14 protein-coding genes are annotated in these 24,074 nt (G+C 41.9%); 12 read left to right on the top strand and 2 right to left on the bottom strand.

The window, feature by feature from the left end; translation table 11 throughout:
* Positions 1-102: 102 nt before the first annotated feature.
* The 6 genes from Q0465_RS05310 to Q0465_RS05285 all read left to right on the top strand — a co-directional run bounded on the left by Q0465_RS05310 (position 103) and on the right by Q0465_RS05285 (position 10,456).
* Positions 103-2,223 (top strand): HRDC domain-containing protein, encoded by a 2,121-nt coding sequence (locus Q0465_RS05310; protein ID WP_298613770.1) that lies wholly within the window; start codon positions 103-105, stop codon positions 2,221-2,223.
* Positions 2,224-2,297: 74 nt separating this feature from the next.
* Positions 2,298-3,344 (top strand): DUF2776 domain-containing protein, encoded by a 1,047-nt coding sequence (locus tag Q0465_RS05305; protein ID WP_298613768.1) that lies wholly within the window; start codon positions 2,298-2,300, stop codon positions 3,342-3,344.
* 66 nt (positions 3,345-3,410) lie between these two features.
* The gene (locus Q0465_RS05300; protein WP_298613766.1) at positions 3,411-4,685 is read left to right on the top strand and encodes a replication-associated recombination protein A; all 1,275 of its coding nucleotides are present in this window, start codon (positions 3,411-3,413) and stop codon (positions 4,683-4,685) included.
* 106 nt (positions 4,686-4,791) lie between these two features.
* Positions 4,792-5,598: a 3-deoxy-8-phosphooctulonate synthase gene (gene kdsA / locus Q0465_RS05295; protein ID WP_298613764.1), complete on the top strand. Its 807-nt coding sequence runs from the start codon at positions 4,792-4,794 to the stop codon at positions 5,596-5,598.
* Positions 5,599-5,709: 111 nt separating this feature from the next.
* A complete protein-coding gene (locus Q0465_RS05290) occupies positions 5,710-8,832 on the top strand; it encodes a SusC/RagA family TonB-linked outer membrane protein (protein WP_298613762.1) in 3,123 nt (1,040 codons plus the stop codon).
* Between the two features lie 4 nt (positions 8,833-8,836).
* Complete coding sequence (locus Q0465_RS05285) at positions 8,837-10,456, top strand: SusD/RagB family nutrient-binding outer membrane lipoprotein (protein ID WP_298613760.1); 1,620 nt, start codon at positions 8,837-8,839, stop codon at positions 10,454-10,456.
* Positions 10,457-10,607: 151 nt separating this feature from the next.
* On the opposite strand, the gene Q0465_RS05280 is transcribed toward Q0465_RS05285, so the two are convergent.
* Together Q0465_RS05280 and Q0465_RS05275 are read right to left on the bottom strand one after the other, a co-directional pair.
* Positions 10,608-11,228, bottom strand: coding sequence for a WbqC family protein (locus Q0465_RS05280; RefSeq protein WP_298613758.1), 621 nt, complete (start codon positions 11,226-11,228; stop codon positions 10,608-10,610).
* A 12-nt stretch (positions 11,229-11,240) separates the two neighbouring features.
* Positions 11,241-13,709: a Smr/MutS family protein gene (locus Q0465_RS05275; protein ID WP_298613756.1), complete on the bottom strand. Its 2,469-nt coding sequence runs from the start codon at positions 13,707-13,709 to the stop codon at positions 11,241-11,243.
* Between the two features lie 642 nt (positions 13,710-14,351).
* Here Q0465_RS05275 and Q0465_RS05270 point away from each other — a divergent pair.
* The 6 genes from Q0465_RS05270 (at position 14,352) to Q0465_RS05245 (ending at position 24,019) form a co-directional block, all read left to right on the top strand.
* Entirely contained in the window at positions 14,352-15,275 is a 924-nt protein-coding gene (locus Q0465_RS05270) for a fimbrillin family protein (protein ID WP_298613755.1), read from the top strand.
* 19 nt (positions 15,276-15,294) lie between these two features.
* The gene (locus Q0465_RS05265) at positions 15,295-16,260 is read left to right on the top strand and encodes a fimbrillin family protein (protein ID WP_298613753.1); all 966 of its coding nucleotides are present in this window, start codon (positions 15,295-15,297) and stop codon (positions 16,258-16,260) included.
* A 38-nt stretch (positions 16,261-16,298) separates the two neighbouring features.
* On the top strand, positions 16,299-18,248 hold the full coding sequence (locus Q0465_RS05260; RefSeq protein ID WP_298613751.1) for a fimbrillin family protein: 1,950 nt from the start codon (positions 16,299-16,301) through the stop codon (positions 18,246-18,248).
* Positions 18,249-18,706: 458 nt separating this feature from the next.
* Positions 18,707-20,701, top strand: a complete 1,995-nt coding sequence (locus tag Q0465_RS05255) for an alpha amylase C-terminal domain-containing protein (protein ID WP_298613749.1) — start codon at positions 18,707-18,709, stop codon at positions 20,699-20,701.
* A 31-nt stretch (positions 20,702-20,732) separates the two neighbouring features.
* Positions 20,733-22,709, top strand: a complete 1,977-nt coding sequence (locus Q0465_RS05250; RefSeq protein WP_298613747.1) for an amylo-alpha-1,6-glucosidase — start codon at positions 20,733-20,735, stop codon at positions 22,707-22,709.
* A 20-nt stretch (positions 22,710-22,729) separates the two neighbouring features.
* Positions 22,730-24,019: a glycosyltransferase family 4 protein gene (locus Q0465_RS05245; protein WP_298613744.1), complete on the top strand. Its 1,290-nt coding sequence runs from the start codon at positions 22,730-22,732 to the stop codon at positions 24,017-24,019.
* Positions 24,020-24,074: the final 55 nt, after the last annotated feature.

Here is a 24,074-nt window from a genome sequence, read left to right as displayed (position 1 = left end):
AGGGTTCTGCCGGTAAGGAGGAACCTTTCGGGCATTTTTGCAGCATCGTTTTCCGGAAAAAAAACTGTATCTTTGTTATATTACTATTGGTGTGATATTTATATGGAAACGAATATTCAGTTAGAGTTAGCTTATAATTTTCTGCAATATACGGGGGTAAATGTCTTTTTGACCGGAAAAGCCGGTACGGGAAAGACGACTTTTTTGCAGCGGCTGAAAAGAGTATCCCCCAAGCGAATGATTGTGCTAGCTCCTACTGGAGTTGCGGCTATTAATGCCGGGGGAGTTACGATTCATTCTTTTTTTCAACTTCCTTTTGGTCCTTATCTCGCTGCAAAAACGAATGGACCTACCGATACCGGGGAACGTTTTACGAATAAATTCAGTAAGGAAAAAATCAATATTATCCGCAGCCTGGATTTATTGGTGATAGACGAAATCAGTATGGTGAGGGCCGACTTATTGGATGCAGTCAACGATGTTTTGTGTCGCTACAGGGATAGAAACCGTCCTTTTGGAGGAGTACAATTGTTGATGATCGGAGATTTGCAACAATTGGCACCTGTCGTGAAGGAAGAAGAATGGGGACTTTTGAAAGGCTATTACAAATCTCCCTTTTTTTTCAATAGTATAGCTTTGCAACAGACTTCCTACGTGAGTATCGAATTGACGGAAGTGTACCGGCAGTGTGACGCCGAATTTATACGGTTGTTGAATGGAATACGGGAAAACTGTGCTGACAAAACGATTTTAGATTTATTAAACCGCCGGTATATTCCCGGGTTTAAACCCGGAAAAGAAGAGGGATACATTACCCTGACCACACATAACGCACAGGCCCAGTTGATAAATAACCGGGAATTGGAAGAAATTGACGAACCGGCTTTTTCCTTTCTGGCAGAAGTGAAAGACGATTTCCCGGCTTATGCTTTTCCGATGGAGGAGCGGTTAGTATTAAAAAAGGGGGCTCAGGTTATGTTTGTCAAGAATGATTCTTCTCCTGAAAAACGTTATTATAATGGGAAAATAGGCAAGGTCACAGAAATCGGGAGTAGCCGGATCCGGGTAAGATGTGCGGACGGGCAGGAGGAGATAGAAGTGGGGCAGGAAGAATGGACAAATACGAAATATACGATCGATCCGGAAACGAAAGAAATTACAGAGAGCATAGAGGGCGTTTTCCGGCAATATCCTTTAAAGACTGCTTGGGCGATTACCATACACAAGAGTCAGGGGTTGACTTTTGAGCGGGCCATCATTGATGCTGCATCAGCATTTGCACATGGACAGGTATATGTTGCGCTCAGTCGCTGCAGAACTCTGGAAGGTTTGGTATTGAGTGCTCCTTTGAAAGACAGTGCTTTGATTAATGACCGGACAGTTGAAAGTTTTATTGAAAAGGTAGAAAAAAATCAGCCGGGCGATGTAGATTTAAAGAGAGCCCGTTGCCATTACTATACAGAGTTGGTAACGGATTTATTCGATTTTACCCTTCTCTGGAAGCGTTTACAGAGAGTAAGCTGGGTTTTCGGTGAGCATTTGGGGAAATTATATCCCGAATTAACTGCCCGTTACCGTCAGGCAAGGGAGAATTGTTACCGGGAGATGACAGAAGTCGGTGAAAAATTTAAGGTACAGTTGAGGCGGTTGATTGCAGAAAGTGAGAATGCTGAGCAAAGTGAATTAGTGAGAGAGAGGATCAATAAAGGAGTTGTCTATTTTTTCGGGAAATTACGGCTTATTGTGATGGATTTGTTGGAAAATTCCGTTTTAGAAATTGATAATAAAGAAGTGCGGAAGACTGTAGAAGAGGCATTAGGACGTTTGCAGCAGGAAGCAGATATCAAATGTGAAACGCTGAGGGCTTCAGAAGATGGTTTTTCGATTAAAAGCTATCTGGCTGCCCGTTCCCGGGCGATGTTGGAAAAGACCAAAATTAAAACGCGGAAAAGTACAGATAAAATAGAAGTGGCCGAAGATATTCGTCATCCGGATTTGTATAATAGTTTACGGCATTGGCGTAAAGAAGAGGCTGACAGGTTGAAATTGCCCGTTTATACCATCATGCAGCAAAAAGCTCTTTTAGGTGTTGCCAATACCTTGCCGGCAGATGGAAAAGAATTATTAAAAATTCCGGGTATTGGAAAAAAAGTATTGGAGAAATATGGTAAAAAATTGCTGGAAATGGTGGATGCATTCCGGCTGGGGGGCAAGCTGACTTAAAGAATTGAACTTTTTACACAAGATACCGTATATTGAGGGTAGTTAATGAATTTACAACCTTTAATATCGAAAATATGAATTATGGTATCAGTGTTTTATTTCGGGCAATCCCGGTAGTAATGGCCTTCATTTGTTTCTTTCTGGGAGGTTTTATTTTTTTGTACGGGGATGATGCAGCCAGGGACGTTGCCGGTCCTGTGGTGTTCTTTTTAGGGTCCATATGCCTGGCTTTGTATGCCACGGCAGCTACTATTATCCGTCAATTGATTCATAAATTTCATCCTTTCCTCAAATACCTTATTCCGGGTTTCGGTTATTTGGTAGCTCTGGTGACTATCGGTTTGGGAATATGGATTTTTACACAGGGTACTTCTAATTTTATTGTATCCGGACATGTGGTATGCGGAGTAGGATTAATTGCCTGTTGTGTTTCGACAGCGGCTACATCTTCTACAAAATTTTATTTGATTCCGCAGAATTCCGCTTCCGGGAGTCTGGCTTTAAATAAAGAAGGTTTTTCGGGATTTACGGAAAAAATGCTGATTGTGTTGACAGCGATTTTCTCTGTCATAGCTTGGGTTTGGTGCATTATTCTGCTTTCCCGTCTGTCGGAAGGAGGGGAATATTTTGTCGCAGGTACGGTGATGGGAGGTTTAGCTTGTATTTGCAGTAGTCTTATTGCCCTTGTTGCCAGTATTTCCCGTCAGATCCGTAACGATTACGGAGAGAAGGACCGTAGCTTTTGGCCGAAGTTGGTTTTTTTCTTTGGGACTGTATGTATCATTTGGGGAGTAGTCGTCATTTTGACAATGATTGGCGATGTGGCAAACACAACCGGATTTATAATGATTGGTTTGGGATTAGTATGTTTCAGTATTTCCAGCAAGGTTTTGTTGTTGGCTAAGGTTTGGAGGCAGGAATATGCTTTGGCAAACCGGATTCCGCTTATACCGGTGATTACGGCCCTTTTGTGTTTGTTCCTGGGAGCTTTTCTGTTTGAGGAAGGTATTCTGGACAATGCCTTTTTTGTGCCTGCCCGGGTATTAATCGGACTAGGGGCTATTTGTTTCTGCCTTTTCTCTATCGTCAGTATATTGGAGAGCGGAACTTCAAAAAAATAAGGAAGGGGCTTGTTTCCCTTTTAGGCTTAAATCCTTATCTTTGCAAAAAGATAAGGATTTTTTGTTATGGAAAATAAGCCTTTGGCAGAACGGATGCGTCCGAAAACATTAGACGATTATATCGGACAGAAACATTTGGTGGGAGAAGGGAAGGTTTTACGGAAGATGATAGAATCAGGGGGAATATCGTCTTTTATTCTGTGGGGGCCTCCGGGAGTGGGGAAAACTACTTTAGCGATGATTATTGCAGAGCAGTTGAAAAGACCGTTTTATGTATTGAGTGCTGTCAGTTCCGGAGTAAAAGATGTGAGGGAAGTGATTCAGAAAGCAGAAAGTCAGCGGTTTTTCAATACCCCTAATCCTATTTTGTTTATCGACGAAATTCACCGTTTTTCGAAAGCCCAGCAGGATTCTTTGCTGGCTGCTGTAGAGAAAGGTACTGTCACTCTGATCGGGGCTACTACGGAGAATCCTTCGTTTGAGGTGATTTCTCCTCTTTTGTCGCGTTGTCAGGTATATGTATTAAAAGCCCAGGAAAAAGCCGACCTGGAAGAACTGATCGATAAGGCGATAACGAAAGATTATTATCTGAAAGAGAGAACAATTCTGGTTAAGGAAAAGGAAGCTTTGATTTCTTTTAGCGGGGGAGATGCCCGGAAATTGTTGAATATTCTGGAATTGGTCGTGAATGCCCAGGCAGGAAAAGAGGTTTTGATAGACAATGAAACGGTACGGAAGGAACTTCAGGAGAATCCTTTGATGTATGATAAGAACGGAGAACAGCATTACGACATTATTTCAGCTATGATAAAGTCGGTTCGGGGAAGTGACCCGAATGCGGCTCTTTATTATATGGCCAGGATGCTGGAAGGAGGAGAGGATCCTAAATTTATTGCAAGACGTTTAATTATCTCTGCTTCGGAAGATATCGGATTAGCCAATCCCAATGCTATGCTTATTGCAAATGCCTGTTTTGAAGCTGTACACAAGATCGGCATGCCGGAAGCCCGGATTCCGCTGGCAGAATGCCTGATTTATCTGGCTACTTCTCCCAAAAGTAATTCGGCTTATCTCGCTATCGACCAGGCGATGGATTGGGTTAAGAGGACAGGCAATGTCCCTGTTCCCCTCTATCTGCGAAATGCACCTACAAAATTGATGAAGGAACTGAATTATGGGAAAGACTATAAATATGCCCATGATTTTCCGGGGAATTTTGTCGATCAGGAATATATGCCGGAGGAGGTGAAAAATGCAATATTTTATCAGCCCCAGAATAATGCTCAGGAAATAAAAATTTTCGAACGTTTAAAAAATTGGTGGAAGCGAAAATATAAATAAAAGATGTCCGGGAATAAAATATTTTTATAGAGCGGTGTGGCTTTTGCGGATAAAGGGTGATTTTTAAGTCCTGGAATTTTAATGGAATAATTTTAAGCTAAATTATATGGAACTAATGGATGAAATAAAAAATTCAGAAATGTTTTTTCTATTGGCAGGGCCGTGTGTTGTGGAGGGGGAAGAAATGGCATTGCGGATAGCGGAGCATATCAAAGGGATAACGGATCGTTTAAAAATACCTTATGTATTTAAAGGTTCTTTCAGGAAAGCCAATCGTTCGCGTTTGGATTCTTTTACAGGCATAGGGGATGAAAAAGCTTTGAAGATCTTGTCGAAAGTAAGGGCTGAATTGGGAATTGCAGTGGTGACAGATATCCATTCGCCGGAGGATGCCCTCAAGGCTGCCGAATATGTAGACGTATTACAAATACCTGCTTTTTTGTGCCGTCAGACGGATCTATTGGTAGCTGCGGCTAAAACCGGGAAGGTGGTCAATGTGAAAAAAGGACAATTCCTTTCCCCGGAAGCGATGCGTTTTGCTGTGGAAAAGATCCGGGAATCGCAAAATCCGAAGGTAATGGTGACGGAGCGGGGCACTACTTTTGGTTATCAGGATCTGGTGGTAGATTACCGGGGAATCCGGATCATGCAACAGGAATGCCGGTGCCCGGTAGTGGTTGACGTAACCCATTCGCTTCAGCAACCGAATCAAAGTTGCGGTGTAACAGGCGGGCAACCCGAGCTGATCGAAACAATTGCAAAAGCCGGTATTGCTGTCGGTGCAGACGGTTTGTTTATTGAAACCCATATGGAACCTGCTCAGGCAAAATCCGATGGAGCCAATATGCTGAGATTGGACCGGATGGAAGGATTATTGGAAAAGTTAGTCAGAATTCGGGAAGCCATTTTGTAAATCATAAAAAAGTTTAAAAAATTAAATTTTTGGATAAAATGATTTATTAATCGTTTTATTTGTATGCTGAATTCAATAGAAGAATGTCCTTTTTATAATTTATAGGGGAAGATGACTGTCAAAGCGATAGGGTTAGTATTTTTGTGCTTGTTTACCTTTCTTTTTGGTGTTCTTGGAAAAGAATCGCCTTCCTTCTTTTCGTCGGACGGGAAAGCAAGGGATACGCTTTTGGCTGTGGATAAACCGGTTCGTTGTGGATTAAAAGGAGTGGTTATGAATAAGGGAGGAGAACCTTTACCGGGAGCGACAATTTTAGAAAAAGCAACGGGACAGGGGACGACTACTGATATATACGGTCGTTTTGAATTAGAGGTCACAGCCGGAAATGAAGTGGTGATTTCTTTTATTGGATATTCTACTCAGCGTTTTATTTGTAAAGAAGCGTCGGATGTACAGATTGTCTTGGAAGAAGAGTCGCTTTTATTGGATGATATACTGGTGACGGCTTTGGGAATCCGTAAAAAAGAAACTTCTTTGGTATATGCTGCTACAGAGATCAAAGGGGATGATATCGTAAGGGTAAAGGACCCGAATATGATCGTTGCGCTTATGGGAAAAATTGCGGGTATGCAGATTCACAAAAGTTCTTCCGGACCGGGAGGATCTGCCCAGGTGCTTTTGAGAGGAGCCCGTTCTGCTTCCGGGAATAATCAGCCTTTGTATGTAATTGATGGGACGCCTATTTTAAATTCCGGAGGAGAACAGCCTTATACTGCCATAGGGGGAATAGCCGATGGCGGTAACCGGGACGGAGGGGATGGGGTTTCCAATTTGAATCCGGAAGATATAAAAAGTATAAGTATACTGAAAGGCGCCCCGGCAGCTGCTTTATATGGAACACAGGCGGCGAACGGAGTGATTTTGATTACGACAAAAAAAGGACAGGCAGGCAAACAGGAGATTACTTTTTCTTCTCATGTATTATTTGAAAAAGCGATTTCGTTACCGGAATTTCAAAATACTTATGGGGTGAGTGACGGCATAGAAAGCTGGGGACAACGGGCAGATATGAAAGCTTATGACCATGCAGGGGATTTTTTCCGAAGGGGGCATACGGCCATTCATACTTTTACCGTATCGGGTGGAAATGAGAAACAGCAGGCTTATTTTTCATATGCTAATACCAGCTCCAAAGGGATTGTTCCCCACAATCGTCTGACCCGTCACAATTTCAATTTCCGGGAAACAGCCAATTTTTACGGAGACCGGCTGAAGTTGGATGGCAATGTCAGTTTACTCCGTCAGACAGTGAAGAACCGGCCGGTACCGGGAGGATTTTATATGAATCCACTGGTCGGATTATACCGCTTCCCCCGGGGAATGGATATGAGGGAATACCGGGAGCATTTTGAAACATTCAATCCGGACCGGAATCTAATGGAACAGAACTGGCATTCTTCAACAGAAGATTTTGAACAAAATCCGTATTGGGTTATCCATCGGATCCTGAGTAAAGATCAGAGAACCCGTGCAATTGCTTCTTTAGCATTGCAATTGACACTTACGGATTGGCTTACATTGGAAGTCCGGGGAAATGCTGATTACATATCGGATAAATTCAGGGAAAAATTTTATGCTTCTACGGCTCCGGCTCTGGCGGGCCTGAACGGGAGGTATATTGATTCCGAATACCAGCAAACATTGTTTTACGGAGATGTTTTGGTGAAAGGAGAACGGAAATGGAAGTCGTTTTCTTTACAGTTTGCAGTCGGTACAAGTATTAACGACAATACGGTCAATGCTCTTCGTTATGATTCCAAAACAGCTTCTTTGAAATATCCCAATGTATTCACAATTGCCAATATCAATATGAATAGTTCTGCCTATATCGAGGAGAAAAATGAAGCTCAGCGGCAAATGCAGTCTGTTTTCGGTACTTTCCAGGTCGGTTACCGGGATTTTTTATATTTGGACGTGACGGCCCGCAATGATTGGTCGTCTACTTTAGCCTATACAGCCCATGAAAAGAGCGGTTTTTTTTATCCTTCTATAGGTATGTCCTGGGTACTTTCCCGGAGTTTAAAAATGCCCTCCTGGATCTCGCTGGGAAAACTGAGGGGAGTGTGGAGTCAGGTCGGAAATGATATTCCCCTTTATATTACTTGTCCTGCAGCTTCCATATCGGCAGGAGGGGAAGTACAGCTGCCGGATGCAGCTCCATTCGAAGATATGAAACCAGAGATGAATACTTCTTTCGAAGCCGGAACGGAGTGGAAGTTTTTTAAGAATCGCCTGAATTTCAGTTTTACCTGGTATATCAGTCATACCCGGAATCAGTTTTTTAAACTTCCTGCCAAAACCGGTGATACATACGCATACCGTTATGTAAATGCCGGAAATATCAGGAACAAAGGGATAGAATTGAGTGTGGAGTCCTGGGTTTTAAATAAGAAGGATTTCAGCTGGAGAACGGGGATAAATTATGCCATGAACCGGAATAAGGTATTGCGTTTACAGGAAGAACTTCCGGTATTTATATACGGGCCCTCCGGTTTTTCTTCCAGTTATGCCTTAAAACTGGTAAAAGGCGGATCTTTCGGGGATATATACGGAAAAGCTTTCCTCCGGGATGAAAAAGGGGAGATTCTATATGAGACAGAGGGGGAAAAAGCTGGTTTGCCCAAAGTGTACGGAGAGGGGAATACCGTTAAGGTCGGTAATGCTAATCCCCGTTATACCTTGGGATGGCAAAATACATGGAGCTGGAAAGGATTGTCACTGTATGTGCTGTTGGATAGCCGGGTAGGAGGAAAGGTGCTGTCTCAGACTCAGGCTGATCTCGATATGTTCGGAGTGACGAAAGCTACGGCTAAAGACCGGGATAAAGGATATGTAGAGCTGGAAGGCAAGAGAATCCCTAAAGTAAAAGAATTTTACAAATTAGTCGTCGGAGGACGGGCCGGAGTTACGGAGTATTATATTTATGATGCTACCAATATCCGCTTGAGAGAACTTTCTTTGACCTATTCTTTGCCGGAGAAGTGGATGGAAAAGACCGGTTGTTTCCGGAATGTTTATTTTTCGGTTATTGCCCGGAATTTATTTTTTATCTATAAAAAGGCTCCTTTCGATCCGGATTTGGTCCTTTCTACCGGAAATGACAATCAGGCGATCGATTCTTATGGAATGCCTACTACCCGGAGTATAGGGTTTTATGTCCGTTGTACTTTTTAAAAATATGTATAGGTTTTATTTATATATTATAATAAGCATTTGCGTAGCTTGTACCGGAAGATTCCGGGAAATGAATCAGGATAAAGCCGGGATGACGGATGAAGATATGCGGATAGATTTCAATCAGCTGGGTTTTCCGTTGGGGACGATTCAGCAGGGTATTTATTTCAATTATGATTTTGGTAAAGGGAAAAACTGGCCTTATCAGATTATGCAAAATCTGAGTGCAGATATGTTTAGTGGGTATATGCACGATTATAAACCGCTCAATGGAGGAAGCCACAATTCGGACTATAATCTGCAAGACGGTTGGAATGGTACATTTTGGGAAAATACCTATGCTTATATTTTCCCCCAGATCAAAAAACTGGAAGACAGCTGCCGGGATAGTTTTCCCGATTTTTATGCTGTTACAAAAATATTAAAAGTATTCCTTATGCATAGAGTGTCGGATTATTATGGTCCTATTGTTTACACTCATTTCGGAGAAGGGGGAACTGCTTATAAACCTGATACGCAACAGGAAGCTTATTATGCTTTTTTCAGGGATCTGGATACTGCCGTAAGTTTATTATCCTGTTATATAGCAGAAAATCCCGGGGAATGCCGGTTTGCCAAATTTGACCTGCTAACGGATGGAAGTTGTGAAAGTTGGATCAGAATGGCCAATTCTCTCCGGCTCCGCCTGGCCGTCCGCCTTTCCATGGCAGACCCGGAAAAGGCTCGTAAAGAATGTGAGAAAGCTTTGGAAAATGAATATGGAGTATTGGAAAACCCCGGAGATGTAGTTGCTGTTTCTACCCGGGAAGGGTATACAAATCCTTTGGGAGAGATTAATAAAGTCTGGGGGGAAGCTTTCATGAATGCTTCCATGGAATCCATTTTGAACGGATATCAGGATCCCCGCCTTGAAAAATATTTCATTCCTTGTCCGGAGGATGTGATATTACCCGATCACCTTGGAAAAGATTCCGTTGTTATTTCTCTGAAAGGACAATACAGGGGAATCCGGCAGGGAACTCTTTTTTCCCATACTTATTATGCTTCTCATTCCCGTTTATACGTAACTCAGTCGACAGCTCCGATTTTAATGACCGCTGCCGAAATGTGGTTTCTTCGGGCAGAAGCAGCTTTAAGGGGATGGTCGGAAGAGAGCGCAGAGGCTTGTTACAAAAAAGGGGTAAAAATTTCTTTTTCCCAATGGAGAGTACCGGATGCAGAGATTTATTTGGAAAGCGACAGAATAGGAGCTGATTATGAAGATGTTTATACGCCTTCCAATAATATTGCAGCACGCTGCCTTGTTTCTCCCCGCTGGAAACCAGAGGATACTGCTGAAGTGAAATTGGAAAAAATTATTACTCAAAAATGGATCGCTATTTTCCCCGAAGGCTGTGAAGCCTGGGCGGAACAAAGACGTACAGGATATCCTCGGCTTTTCCCTGTTAAATACAATAATAGCAAAAATGCTTCTATCGATACGGAAATAATGATCCGGCGGTTGAATTTTCCGGTTAGCCTGCAGGATGCTGATCTTGGTTTGTATCAGGCCCTGTGTGCGGCTTTAGGGACAGAAGATGACGGAGGATCGCGTTTGTGGTGGGATACAGGGCGGAATTTTTAGTTGAAAGATGTTAGACGTTCAAAGGCTCAAAGGTATAAGGGAGGGATGATTCAGGATAGTGGTATTTCCGGTTTGATTTCCGTTTATTGTAAGAGAAGAAAAGGGGCAGATGCGGAGGGGGAAAAGGTGTTGGCTATTTTTCTATAGAGGACTAAAGGTAATCAGAAGCTTCCGGACCCGTATTAAACAAGAGATCGAGTATACTTAAATTAGGCATAAAAGGAAATCGGTCGTTAAAGGTTTGAGTGTAAGGACGACCCCTGAAATCAGTATCCATTGCTTTCCGGCGACTCGGTTTAGGATGGATAATTTCCCGGTAATCACAGAAGCCGGTAGTGTCGGTTATATAATCAGGCGTGCTATGTATTTCCCTTTTTAAATCTAACAGAGAGAGAAAAGTCAGCAGTATTTGATTATTCAAATCCAGCAGGTATTTTTCCTGGTGTTCGAAAAAGCCGAGCAAGTCTTCAATATAATAATCGTAAAAAGGAGAATTTTTATAAGCTGATTCTATGCTTTTGAAATGTAATTTTTGCCATTTACAGGAATAGTCGATCCGGGCTTCTTTTGTCAGAAATTTAATTTCTCCTGTTTTTCTTACCGGTACGACCAGGGGCATTGCTCCGTTAGCGGATTGAATTATACAGCGGTTCCGGTAACTTTGTTTTCCATAGTTTTCATATTGTTCAATACAAAGCTGTTCGTGCCGTTTTATTTCGGAAAAATATTGTATGGGCGGAAAATAGGCGGTGTTCAAAAGGAGTATACTCATGTTACAATGGTTTTAAATATCCAGTTTAACGACGGTGATACCAGCACCTCCCAGTTGTATTTGCTCGTCAGCGTATGAGCCGACAACAGGGTTTGTGCTTAAAAACTGGCGGATGATCTGCCTCAAGGCACCGGTACCTGTCCCGTGCAAAATACGCAGGTTTTTAGCATCGAGCATCACGGCTTCATCTATAAAGTCTGTTACTTTTTGCAAAGCTTCGTCTCCGCGCATTCCCCTGACATCGATTTCCGGTTTAAACAAGAGTCGTTTTTGACTCATATTTTCTCTGAAATCCGGATAAACAGAAGGAGACAGGGTACGGGTCTGTTTTTTTACCTGATTGGCGGACACTTTTTGTAATTTGCCGGGGTTTACAGTTGTCCGGATATTCCCCAAAGCGATAGTCGCGCTTTTATCCTTTATTTCCAGAATTTCTCCGACTGCCTGATTGGGAAGTTTTACGAAATCTCCTTTCTGAAACCGGATTTCAGCTGAGGTGTCGGAAAGAACAGTTGAATTTTTCTTAGCCTCTCCTTTTTTTCTGTTTTCCCGTTTTTTGATTTTTTCTATTTTCCGTTTCAGGCGTTCTTCTTCCTCTTCTTCCTGAACTAATTTTTGTTTTTGGGCTTCCAGTTGCTCCCGGATTTTCCGGGTTTTTTCTTTGTCTGCCTGACTTTCTTTTATCTCCCGTATCGTGTTCTCGATCGTTTTATTGGCTTCTGTTAATAATTCATTTGCTTTTTCCTGTGCTTCTTTGATGATTTCTTTCCGTAAACGGGAAGCTTCCTGGAGTTCGTGGCTGTATTTTTCGACTACTTCATCCAGCCGTTTTTCGTTTTCGTGAATTTTTCTCCGTTTTTCTTCCCAATACCGTTTATCCCGTGCTATGTCTTTCAAATGCTTGTCGTAATTGATATGTTCTTCCCCGACTTTAGAGGCAGCTTCTTCCAGGATATCTTTGGGAAGACCGATTTTTTGTGCGATTTCAAATGCAAAGGAGGAACCGGGTTTCCCGATTTCCAGTTGGAACAAAGGCATCATCCGGTGGTTGTCGTAAAGCATAGCTCCGTTTTCTATTCCCGGAGTAGCAGAAGCAAAATGTTTCAGATTGGTATAGTGAGTCGTAATTACCCCTTTGACGCGATGTTCATTTAGCGCGTGAAGGATTGCCTCAGCAATGGCGCCCCCTAACATGGGTTCTGTACCCGTTCCGAATTCATCGATCAAAATAAGGGTGTTGTTGTCTCCGTATTTTACGAAGTTTTTCATATTAATCAGATGGGAACTGTAAGTACTCAAGTCGTTTTCCAAAGACTGCTCATCTCCGATATCGATTAATATTTTTTTGAAGATACCAAACCGGCTGGCTTCGCTTACCGGTACGGGTAACCCGCATTGAAACATATATTGCAGTAAACCGGCTGTCTGTAAGCATACCGATTTTCCTCCGGCATTCGGACCGGAAATCAGGATAATACGTTGTTCTTCGTTGATTTCGATCCGGAGAGGAACCAGCGTTTTGTCCGTATTTTTGAATGCCAGGTATAAAAGGGGATGTCTGGCTTCATACCAGAGCATTTCCGGCTCAGCGGTAAAAACCGGATGAATAGCATTGATTTCTATGCCGAACAGGGCTTTTGCTTTTACGTAATCTACGAAAGCTAAGAAAGCATAAGCGGGAATAAGGTCGTCGATATAGGGGCGGATATCGTCTGCAAATTTTCGTAAGATGCGGGTGATTTCCCTTTTTTCTTCCAATTGCAATTCCCTTATTTCATTGTTGGTCTCGATGATTTCAGTCGGTTCGATATAAGAGGTTTTTCCCGTAGCCGACTCGTCGTGTACGATTCCGTTAATCCGGCGTTTGTAGGCAGCCGGTACCGGGATCACCATACGTCCGTCCCGGATCGCGATGGCAGCGTCTTTTTCTGCCCACCCCTCTGTTTGAGCGTCCTGCAATAAGACTTGCATACGGCGGGAAATACCGGATTGCTTTTTTAATAGTTGACGCCGTATTTCCCCCAGTTCGGAAGAAGCATTGTCTTTTATGGTTCCGTGTTTGGAGACGATTGAATCTAAACGTTGTAATACATAGGGGAAAAGTTGTATCTGTCCCGCTTTGGAAGTCAGTACCGGATAAATTTCCGTTTTCCCCTGGAAAAAGCGGATAATCGCATGCAGGGATTCCAGGGAATTTTTTAATGCAATTAATTCAGGAATATCCAGAAACAGTCCTTCTATCCGTATTTTTGATAAAAAAGGACGGGCATCCGTATAATGATTGTCCGGAAATTCTTCTTCACGCATGATCTGCATAAATTCAGCAGTTTCTTTTTGTGCCTCCTCGATCTGTTCTTTATTATCGGAAAAGCACATCTGTTCCACCAAAGCTTTACCCATTTCACTTCGGCAATTCCGGCTGATAAGATGCCGTATTTTATCGAATTTTATTTTACTTTCAAAATTATCCGGATATATCACTTCCTCTTCCTCTTTTAAATTTGAATTACAAAAATAAAGAGAAAACGGCTAATGTCGAAAATCCTGCTCAATTAATTCTGTGAATTTGTTGTTTTAAAACAGTAAGACTCATTTTTAAGAAGGTTTTTCCTAATCGGACAATTATTTCTGTAAATACCGGTTTTCATTCTTTTGTTGTAAATTAAAATATCTTAACTTTGGAAATCCGACTGGAAGAAAACTTGAGGAGTTTGTATACAGACCCGGAGGATTAAAATGAAATAGAAAGGTCCGGGCCGATTGAAAGGGAAGGAAGGTTTGAAGGTCAAGGGTTTCCTTTATATATAATTTACTGAGGGAAAAGTAAGTTTGTTCGGCTCAGGGATACAGTAATTTAAAAGAAAGGCTATAAAATTTATCGGATAAACAACTGATTGAAGTCGTTTCATAAATAAGTGGACCGGGAAATTTCAGGGAGATGTGAATAGAATTACTCGATTTCTGTCCCGAATAGTATGTTGGAGGTAAAAGAGGGGAAAAATCCCCCTGTTTTTCTTTTTAACACAATTCTTCCTTATTTATCGTAACAAAATCTCTAAGTTTGTCATAATACAGATAGAAAATGCAATTTTATTTCTTAAAAAATAATTTTAATCAAAGAGTATGAAACAAAAGCTGAAAAACAAATGGGGAGTTACTTTGTTTTTGGTTGGCACTTTACTTCTTGGCGCTTGCAGCGAGGAAAGTAGTGTAACGGAAGACCCCTCTCAACCGTTGATGCAAGTCGTGACAAACGGGATCGAAACCCGCGCCGGCGTGGAAACCCAATTTGCCACGGGAGACGCGATTGGAATTTATGTCGTTAACCGGGTAACGGAGAATGTACCAGCTTCACTTGCCGGATTGACAGGGAACTGGTTGGATAATATAAAAGTGACACTCGGAGCTGACGGGAACTGGGATGGCAATTCTCTCTTAACCTGGAAAGATAAGAATACAGTGGTGGATGCCTATGCTTATTATCCCTGGAAAACGACTCCCGGAAATGCAGATATAACTGCCTGGCCGGTAGAAGTATCTGCGGACCAGAGTCAGGCAAGTGCTATCCGGGGGAGCGATTTTCTATGGGCCAAAACCAACGGGGTTTCCTTTGCCACTGACGAAGGTCGCCTGACATTGAGATTTAAACATTGTTTTGCAAAACTCAATATCCGTATTACAGGAAACGGAATCACCAATGGGGCTCAGATTGTTTCTATGGAAATCAGCGGATTGAAAACAGCGGCTACATTTAATATGAATACCGGAGAAATAAACGGGGTTACAGGAGAGGCGCAACTCATTATCCCTTATTATACTTCCGGTGTAAAAAATACAGCAGAAGTAATTCTGATTCCGCAATCGGTGGAAGCGGGAGAATTATTGTCTGTTACTATTCAGGATCAGCAAAATAAAAGATTATTTAAATATAATTTGAAGGAAGCTGCCGTTTTTAAAGCGGGGGAGGAATACAATCTTCAGATGGAGTATACGACTGAAAATGGCTTAAAATCTACTTTTTTATCAAAAGGTAGTGAGGTGAAATAACAAACTGATAAAAAAAGATATGAAATCAATATTATTATATACAGGACTATTTGCAGGAATGTTTTGGGCTTGTGGTGGAAGTGGAAATGGGGATGATCCTACCCCTGAGCCGCCTACTCCCCCCGTTGAGAAAATAGAAATGAAAATTTCTGTATCCGGTATTCAGGCCCGGGGAGAAATGAGTGAAAAATTTGAAGCAGGGCAGAGTGTGGGTTTATTTGTGGCAAACCGGGAGAGTGCGGGGACCAAAGCCCGGCTCGTTTCTGTGAGCGGAAATCAGGTAGACAATGTAAAGAATACTTTAGAAAGTGATGCAAAGAACTGGAAAGCTGCTTCCACAATGTATTGGAAGGATGCCGCTACTACGGTCGATGCTTATGCTTATTATCCCTGGATCGCTGCTCCCTCCGGGGCGGACGTGACGAAATGGCCGGTTTCGGTAAAAACCGATCAAAGTCAGGAAGAGAGTGGGGTGGCCAGCGACTTCCTCTGGGCAAACACCAGCGGACAGAAAGCCGGAAATGACGGTCTGTTGTCTCTCTCTTTTCAACACGCTTTATCTAAAATCAGTCTGAGTATTAAAATGGAGGAATCCGTCAAGGACATATATACCATTAGCGGAGTAAAATTTATGGGTTTACAGACGACTGCTACTTGTGATTTAAATACAGGAGATGTGACAGCGTCTGATGGAAACGGGAACGATATGATTCCTTATTATAAGACGGCAGATAAGCAGAGTATAGAATTGATTGTTGTTCCCCAGACGATAGCCGCAGCTAAGTTTTTACAGGTAGAGGTGAATGTCGGAGGAGGAGAAATCCATACCTTTGAATATAATCTTACCGGGGATTTAAAAAGTGAAAGAGGAAAACAATATATTTTGGAGGTGAAAGTAGAAAAAGAGTTAGATCCTTTAAAGACGGTTGACATAAAGATTTCCGACTGGGAACCGGGAGGAAATGAGGATGTAGAAACGGATTGAGAAAGCGGAAACGCTGGATGAGTAGAAATAAATAGAAAATGAATGCAGTAAATTATATGAACAAAAATAAGATCATTTGGGGCATTGCTTTATTGTTGGCCGGATGTACCCAGGAAATGGAAAATCAGCCACAAAGTTCCGAATTGCGGATTAATGTGGGTGTAAATGAAACCCGTGTAACCCCGGGAAACGAAGGGTATACCTTCGATACAAATGATGAAATAGGCGTATTTGTAAGTCCTGAGGGACAATCTATACAAACTGCGGATCTGTCTTATAATGTGAAAAACCGCTGGAGCGGCTCTGAATGGGTAGCTGAGCACTCCATGTACTGGACTTCCGATGAAGTCGGTACCAAAGATAAAATAGTCGGATATTATCCTTATGCGAAGACCGTTTCCGATCCTGCAAAATTTGTATTTACCGTTTCTTCCGATCAGTCTACTACTGACAAGATGCAGGTAAATGACTTCCTGTATGGAAGTACAGTTGGGGTGAAGACAACGGAAAATGCTCCTGTCCGTTTTTCATTGGATCATAAAATGACCCGGTTGACGGTAAATGTAAAATACAGTACTCAATTTACCGGTACGGAATCCATTTCAAGTTTTAAAATCAATGCTTTACCTACAGTATCGATTGATTTGAATACGGGTAATTTGGGGAAAGCTTCCGGTACCCGGACAGCTATTTCTTTAGGAAAAGCGGGTAAGGTGACCGAAGGATATCGGAGTACTTATGACGTGATCATTGTGCCCCAAAGTGTTTCTGCAACTGATCCTTTACTTACTTTGTCGATAAATGGTCAGGAATTGAGGCTTACGCTGGCTAAGGAATTTGAGAGCGGTAAACACTATGTTTTAAACCTGACTGCCGGAAAAGAACGTTTGGAATTAACAGGAATTTCGGTATCCGACTGGACTACCGGAAAAGTATTGGTTGGGGAAGTGGTAGAAGAACAGTTGTATTATAAACACGGGGATGTAATTCCTTATATGGTGAACAGAACACAGAAACCGGTTACAATAGTGTTTGTCGGAGACGGATTTACGATAGAGTCGATGAAAAAACAAAACGGATTTTATAATGAAAGTCTGGATAAAGCCATTAAGGCTATCTTTAATACGGAACCTTATAAGACTTATCAGGATTATTTCAATGTCTATAAAATTGTTGCCGTTTCTGCAGAAGAAGGGGCTGATAATACTTCGACAGGGGACATGAAGGATACTTTCTTCGGTGCCGGTTGGAATAACAGTTATAGTGATATGAAATGTGACCATAATACTGTATTCAATTTTGTACAGCAGTATTGTCCGGATATTGTAAAGGGACAGACAACCATAGATAAGATAGCCATTATTGTTGTTGTGAATGACGAACGGTATGGAGGTATGTGCTGGTCCTGGTCTACCGGACGGGCTTATTGTATATGTCCGATTGCAAAAGGAGGAGCTCCTCTCTATTGGTCCGGAGGGTATGAAGGTACAGGTTTGAATAAGGGAGATTGGACAAATACGGTGGTACATGAAGGCGGAGGCCATTGTTTTGGAAAGTTGGGAGATGAATATTATTCAAGTGAAGGCTATTACCCTAACTCTTATATTTCCGGTCATAGTTGGCCTGTACCGATGAGTTTAAATTTGATTGCCAATAAAAATAATGTACTCTGGCAGCACTTTATCGGTTTGAATGATTATCCTAAGGTAGGACTCTACGAAGGAGGAAGTGGTTATTTACATGGGGTATGGCGTTCGGAATTGATTAGTTGCATGATCGACAATCGTTTTTATTTTAATGCACCTTCCCGGGAATTGATTGTAAAACGTATCAAATCACTGGCTGGAGAGACTTATTCCTTTGAAGACTTTTTGGCAAGGGATGTAAATGTTGATAATACTCCGAAGGTAACGGGCGCACGAACTGCCTCTGTTCAGATTATGCCACCTACGGCTCCGCCTATGCTGATAGATAATTCATTTGAATAGCCGATAGCATAAACCGGATTTAAACCATTCGGTAATTTTAAATCAGATGCCTGAAATGTTTACAGCATTTCAGGCATTTTTCTTTTATACTTATCCAGGAATAAATAAAAATTAATAAAAAATTGTAAATAAGGATTTTTTTAGTTATTTTCGAAAGGACCAACTCTGTGGAGTGTTTTTGTTCGGGATTTTTGCAGGAAAAGCTGTCTGAAATCAAACGCAGAAATGGAGATAATTAAATAAAAAATATGTAACAATCTCTATATATAAAACGTATGCGTATATTAATATGTAAATTCCTTATTCAAAACGAACAAGTGCTTTAAAATTGTGTTACTTTTGTAGTTGGATAGTAGCTTTCTAAAGTGGGACATGGTTATTAAATTATTTAAGTAAGAATAAAGGATATAAAAAACTTTGGATATAGGCTGTTGGTTAATAGATAAATTGAGCAGGATATGATGGATAGAAATTGCAGCTTTGCAGATAAAGACCCTTTATTAGAACCTTTCAGGTATACAATCCGGAAGCGGTATGAGAATTTTATAATGCGGGAACTTGGATTTACTGAAGGGAAGAAGAAGTTGGCAGATGTTTTTAATTCCTATCTTTATTACGGACTTCATAATACCGGAAAGAATTGGATTTTCCGGGAATGGGCACCGGCTGCTACTGCGATTTATCTGATTGGAGATTTTTCCGGTTGGAAGAAAGAGGAAGAATATCGGTTGCAGCGGATCGAAAACGGTAATTGGGAGTTGAAGTTAGCTTTGGAGAAACTTCGGCACGGGATGAAATACCGTTTGTGGGTAGAGTGGGAAGGAGGATGCGGAGAACGTTTGCCTAGCCATGTGAGGCGTGCCGTGCAGGATGAAGAGACGAAACTGTTTTCGGCGGAGGTATGGAGTCCGTCTGAAACTTATAGCTGGGAACATAAATTTCGTCGCAAAGAGAAAAATCCTTTAATTTATGAAGCGCATATCGGTATGAGTACGGAGAAACCGGGAGTGTCTACTTTTGAGGAATTTCGCCGGCAGATATTGCCCCGGATTGCCGGTTTGGGCTATAATACCCTTCAGCTAATGGGTATACAGGAACATCCGTATTACGGATCTTTCGGCTATCAGGTCTCTAATTTCTTTGCAGTGAGTTCTCGTTTCGGGACCCCGGACGATTTGAAAAGATTGATTGATGATGCTCATGGAAGAGGAATTGCGGTTGTAATGGATTTGGTACATTCTCATGCCGTAAAGAATGAGGCGGAAGGTTTGAGCCGGTTTGACGGAACTTATGATCTCTATTTTTACGGAGGAGAAAAGGGAGAACACAAATTGTGGAATTCCCGTTGTTTTGATTATGGAAAAAATGAAGTATTGAATTTTTTGTTATCCAATTGTAAATATTGGTTGGAAGAATATCAGTTCGACGGTTTCCGTTTTGACGGGATAACGAGCATGTTGTATTGGGATCACGGCTTAGGACGCGATTTTACAGAATATAAATTTTATTATGATGGAAATCAGGACGAAAATGCGATTATTTATCTGACTTTAGCAAATCGTTTGATTCATCAGGTGAATCGGAATGCCATAACCATTGCGGAGGACATGAGCGGAATGCCGGGATTGGCCTCACCCATAGATCAGGAAGGTATAGGCTTTGATTTCCGGATGAGCATGGGAGTGCCGGATTATTGGATAAAATTAGTGTCGGACCAGCGGGATGAAGAATGGCATGTGGGAGATTTATTCTATCAGCTGACGAATAAACGGGAAGATGAACATACGATTAGTTATGCTGAAAGTCATGATCAGGCTCTTGTCGGAGACAAGACATTGATTTTTAGAATGGTCGATAAAGAGATGTATACGTCCATGAATGTTTTTGAACGGAATATGGTGGTCGACCGGGGAATGGCTTTGCATAAAATGATCCGTTTGCTGACGATTACGACTGCCGGGGACGGTTATTTGAATTTTATGGGTAATGAATGGGGACATCCGGAATGGATCGATTTTCCCCGGGAAGGAAATGACTGGAGTTACGAACATGCAAGGCGGCTATGGCATTTGATGGAAGATAACAGTTTGCGTTATCATTTCCTGAATGAGTTTGATAAAGCCATGTTAAAACTGGTAAAACGCGAAAAGATCTTTCGTTACCGTCCCTTATCTGTAGTAAGGGATAATGAACGTCAGGTCCTGATTTTTTCAAGGGGAGATTTACTCCTGGCTTTTAATTTTAATCCGGTTACTTCTTTCCCGGATTACAACTTTATTGCTCCTCCGGGAAAATATAAAGAACTTTTGGATACAGACGGGCGTAAATTTGATGGATTTGGTCGTATCGATAAAAAAGTTGATCATTTTACATACTACAAAGAGGGAGAAGGGAATGTCCTGAGTCTGTATTTACCCTCCAGGGCGGCTTTGGTCTTGAAATTGGTTGATTAGAATATAAACGATTACTATAGATATAAAAATTATGGCTTATTTAAAATTTAACAAAGATGAATTGGTGAATCTGGAGTATTCATTAAAACGCGAGGTTTTAGCAACAAACAGGGCGGGAGGATATATGTCTTCCACTATTATTTGTTGTAATACGCGTAAGTATCATGGGTTGTTAATTGTGCCGATAGAAGAGTTCAATAATGAGAATCATGTGCTTCTGTCTGCTTTGGATGAAACAATTGTCCAGCATGGGCAAGCATTTAATCTGGGGATTCACAAATATCCTGGTAATTACGAACCCCGTGGTCACAAATATATTGTTGATTTTGAATATGAGCCTGTATATACACTTACTTACCGCGTAGGGGGTGTCGTATTAAAGAAAGAAATCGTATTGGTACATAATGAGGATCAGGTGTTGATCCGGTATACTTTGGTAGATGCCCATTCGGAAACGCTGTTGCGCCTGAAACCGTTTCTGGCTTACCGGAATGTAAATAGCCTTTGTAAAGCCAATATGATGGCTAATACAAAGTATGAAGGGATAGAAAACGGTATCCGTTCCAAATTATACAACGGTTTTCCCTATCTGAATATGCAGTTGAGCAAAGCCAATGACTTTGTTGCTGTGCCGGATTGGTATCTGAATATTGAATACATGGAAGAGGAGAACCGGGGATATGATTTCCGGGAAGATTTGTTTGTACCCGGGTATTTTGAAGTGCCTATCAAAAAAGGAGAAAGTATTATTTTTTCGGCTTCTACGCTTCCTGTTGCTACCGGTCGTTTAAAAGTTAAGTTCCAGAAATTGGTAGATGCCCGTGGTCCCCGCAACAGTTTTGTAAATTGTTTGAAATATTCAGCTTCGCAGTTTATTGTTAAGGAGGGAAAAGATACTGAAATTATAGCAGGGTATCCTTGGTTTGGCGCTTGGGGAAGGGATACTTTTATTGCTTTGCCGGGAGTGACGCTGGCAGCCGCAGGAGATGTAAAAACCTGTAAGGAGGTATTGGATACCATGTCCCGTCAATTGTATAACGGACTTTTTCCCAATGTCGGGAAAGGGAAAAATGCGGCTTACAATTCTGTAGATGCTCCGATGTGGTACTTTAAAGCTTTGCAGGAATACGGGGAAGCCATGGGGGATCCGGCTTTGGTTTGGAAGAATTACGGTTCGAAAATGAAGGCTATTCTGACGGCCTTCCGTACAGGCGTACATCCTCACGTACAAATGCATGAAAATAGCCTGATATGGGCGGAGGAACCCGGAAAAGCTTTGAGCTGGATGGATGCTGTTGTAAACGGACGCCCGGTTACTCCCAGGGGAGGCTATCAGGTAGAAGTCAATGCTCTTTGGTATAATGCTGTCTGTTATACCCTGAAGTTAGCCCAGGAAGCAGGTGATACAAAGTTTGTGAAGGAATGGGAAAACATGCCCGAAAGGATAAAGGAAAACTTTATTAAAGTTTTTTGGTATAATGAAAAAGGATATCTGGCCGATTATGTCGGAGCGGAAGGGCAAAACGTATTTGTACGTCCGAATCAGGTTATTGCCTGTTCCCTTGAATATAGTCCGTTGACGGACGAAATGAAACGGAAAGTTCTGGACGTTGTAAAAAGAGAGTTGCTGACCCCCAGGGGATTGCGTACTTTGTCACCTAAGAACCCGAATTATAAAGGACTATATGGGGGAAATCAGACGGTACGGGATGAAGCTTATCATCAGGGGACCGTATGGCCATGGTTGACTGGTCCTTATATCGAGGCTAATTTCCGTTTATACGGAGCTGCCTTTGTTCCCAAAGCGAAAGAATTGGTCGCTGGATTTGAGGAAGATATGACATTATACGGGGTATGTTCTATATCGGAGGTGTATGACGGGAATCCTCCTTATGCCCCGAATGGATGTATTTCCCAGGCCTGGAGTGTTGGGGAGATTCTTCGTAGCTTGGCGTTGATCGAAAGATTTGAAAAAAAGGCTCCGAAGAAAACGAAAAAAAATAGCTAATTATTTGAATTTGATTATATATGAAGACAAGAGTGTTAATGTTCGGTTGGGAGTTTCCGCCTCACATTGCGGGAGGTTTGGGAACTGCCTGTTTAGGCCTTACCAAAGGGCTCGCTAAACAGGGTGTTGAAGTGTTGTTTGTCATGCCAAAAGCCAGTGGGGATGAGGACCAGAGCGCTGCAAAAATTATCAATGCCAGTGATGTGGAGGCTTTGTTTGATGTGGTAGATATAGAAGAATACTGGAAAAATATCAATTTTATGGAAATCGGGTCTAACCTGATTCCCTATATGGATCCGGAACATTTTGAAAGAGAAGTGAATGAGCAGATAAAGACAGGCCGGCGGGAAGAAAAGATCGGATTTAAAAATAAATATACATTTTCCGGAAAATACGGGGCTAACTTAATGGAAGAAGTCGCCCGTTATGCCATCGTAGCGGCTACAATTGCCCGTCAGCAAAAGTTCGATGTCATTCATGCGCACGACTGGTTGACTTATGCTGCAGGTATTGCAGCAAAGAAAGTGTCTGGCAAGCCGCTGGTGATCCATGTACATGCTACGGAGTTTGACCGGAGCGGAGAGAATGTAAATCAGCTGGTGTTCGATTTGGAGCGGCAGGGAATGATGGCTGCCGACCGGGTTATTACTGTAAGTAATCTGACCCGTAATATTGTCATCAGCCGGTATGGAATTGATCCGGCAAAAGTGGTAACAGTACACAATGCTGTAGATTTCCAGTCTTATAAAGATATGAATATTGAGAAGGGCGTAAAGGAAAAAGTGGTTACTTTTTTAGGGCGTATTACTTACCAGAAAGGACCGGAATATTTTATTGAAGCTGCTAATAAGGTATTAAAAGCTTATCCGAATGTACGGTTTGTAATGGCTGGTAGCGGAGATTTGATGAACCGCTCGATCCGGAGGGTAGCAAAATTGAGAATTGCTACACACTTCCATTTTACCGGTTTTTTGAAAGGACAGGATGTACAGAAGATGTTTGCACAGAGTGATGTTTATGTTATGCCTTCCGTATCAGAACCTTTTGGGATTTCTCCTTTGGAGGCAATGCGTTCCGGAGTACCTACGATTATTTCCAAACAGTCGGGGGTTGCTGAAGTTTTAAAACATGCCCTGAAAGTAGATTTTTGGGATGTGGAGGCTTTGGCCGATGCGATTTACGGTTTGTTGAAATATCCGGCACTTTCCCAGATGGCAGGTCGCTGCGGGCTAGAAGAAGTGAATACTTTAAAATGGGAAAATGCTGCTTATCTGCTGAAGCAAATTTACGAGGAAGTAAAACAAAAATAAGTTAGAATAAAGACTTTTAGCAAGGGTGGGGTTTAAATAGGAAATGAAACAATAA

Source organism: uncultured Odoribacter sp. (assembly GCF_937966165.1).
Taxonomy (GTDB): Bacteria; Bacteroidota; Bacteroidia; order Bacteroidales; family Marinifilaceae; genus Culturomica.
Note: the sequence above shows the minus strand (reverse complement) of the source record. Positions and strands in the feature narration are given on the sequence as shown.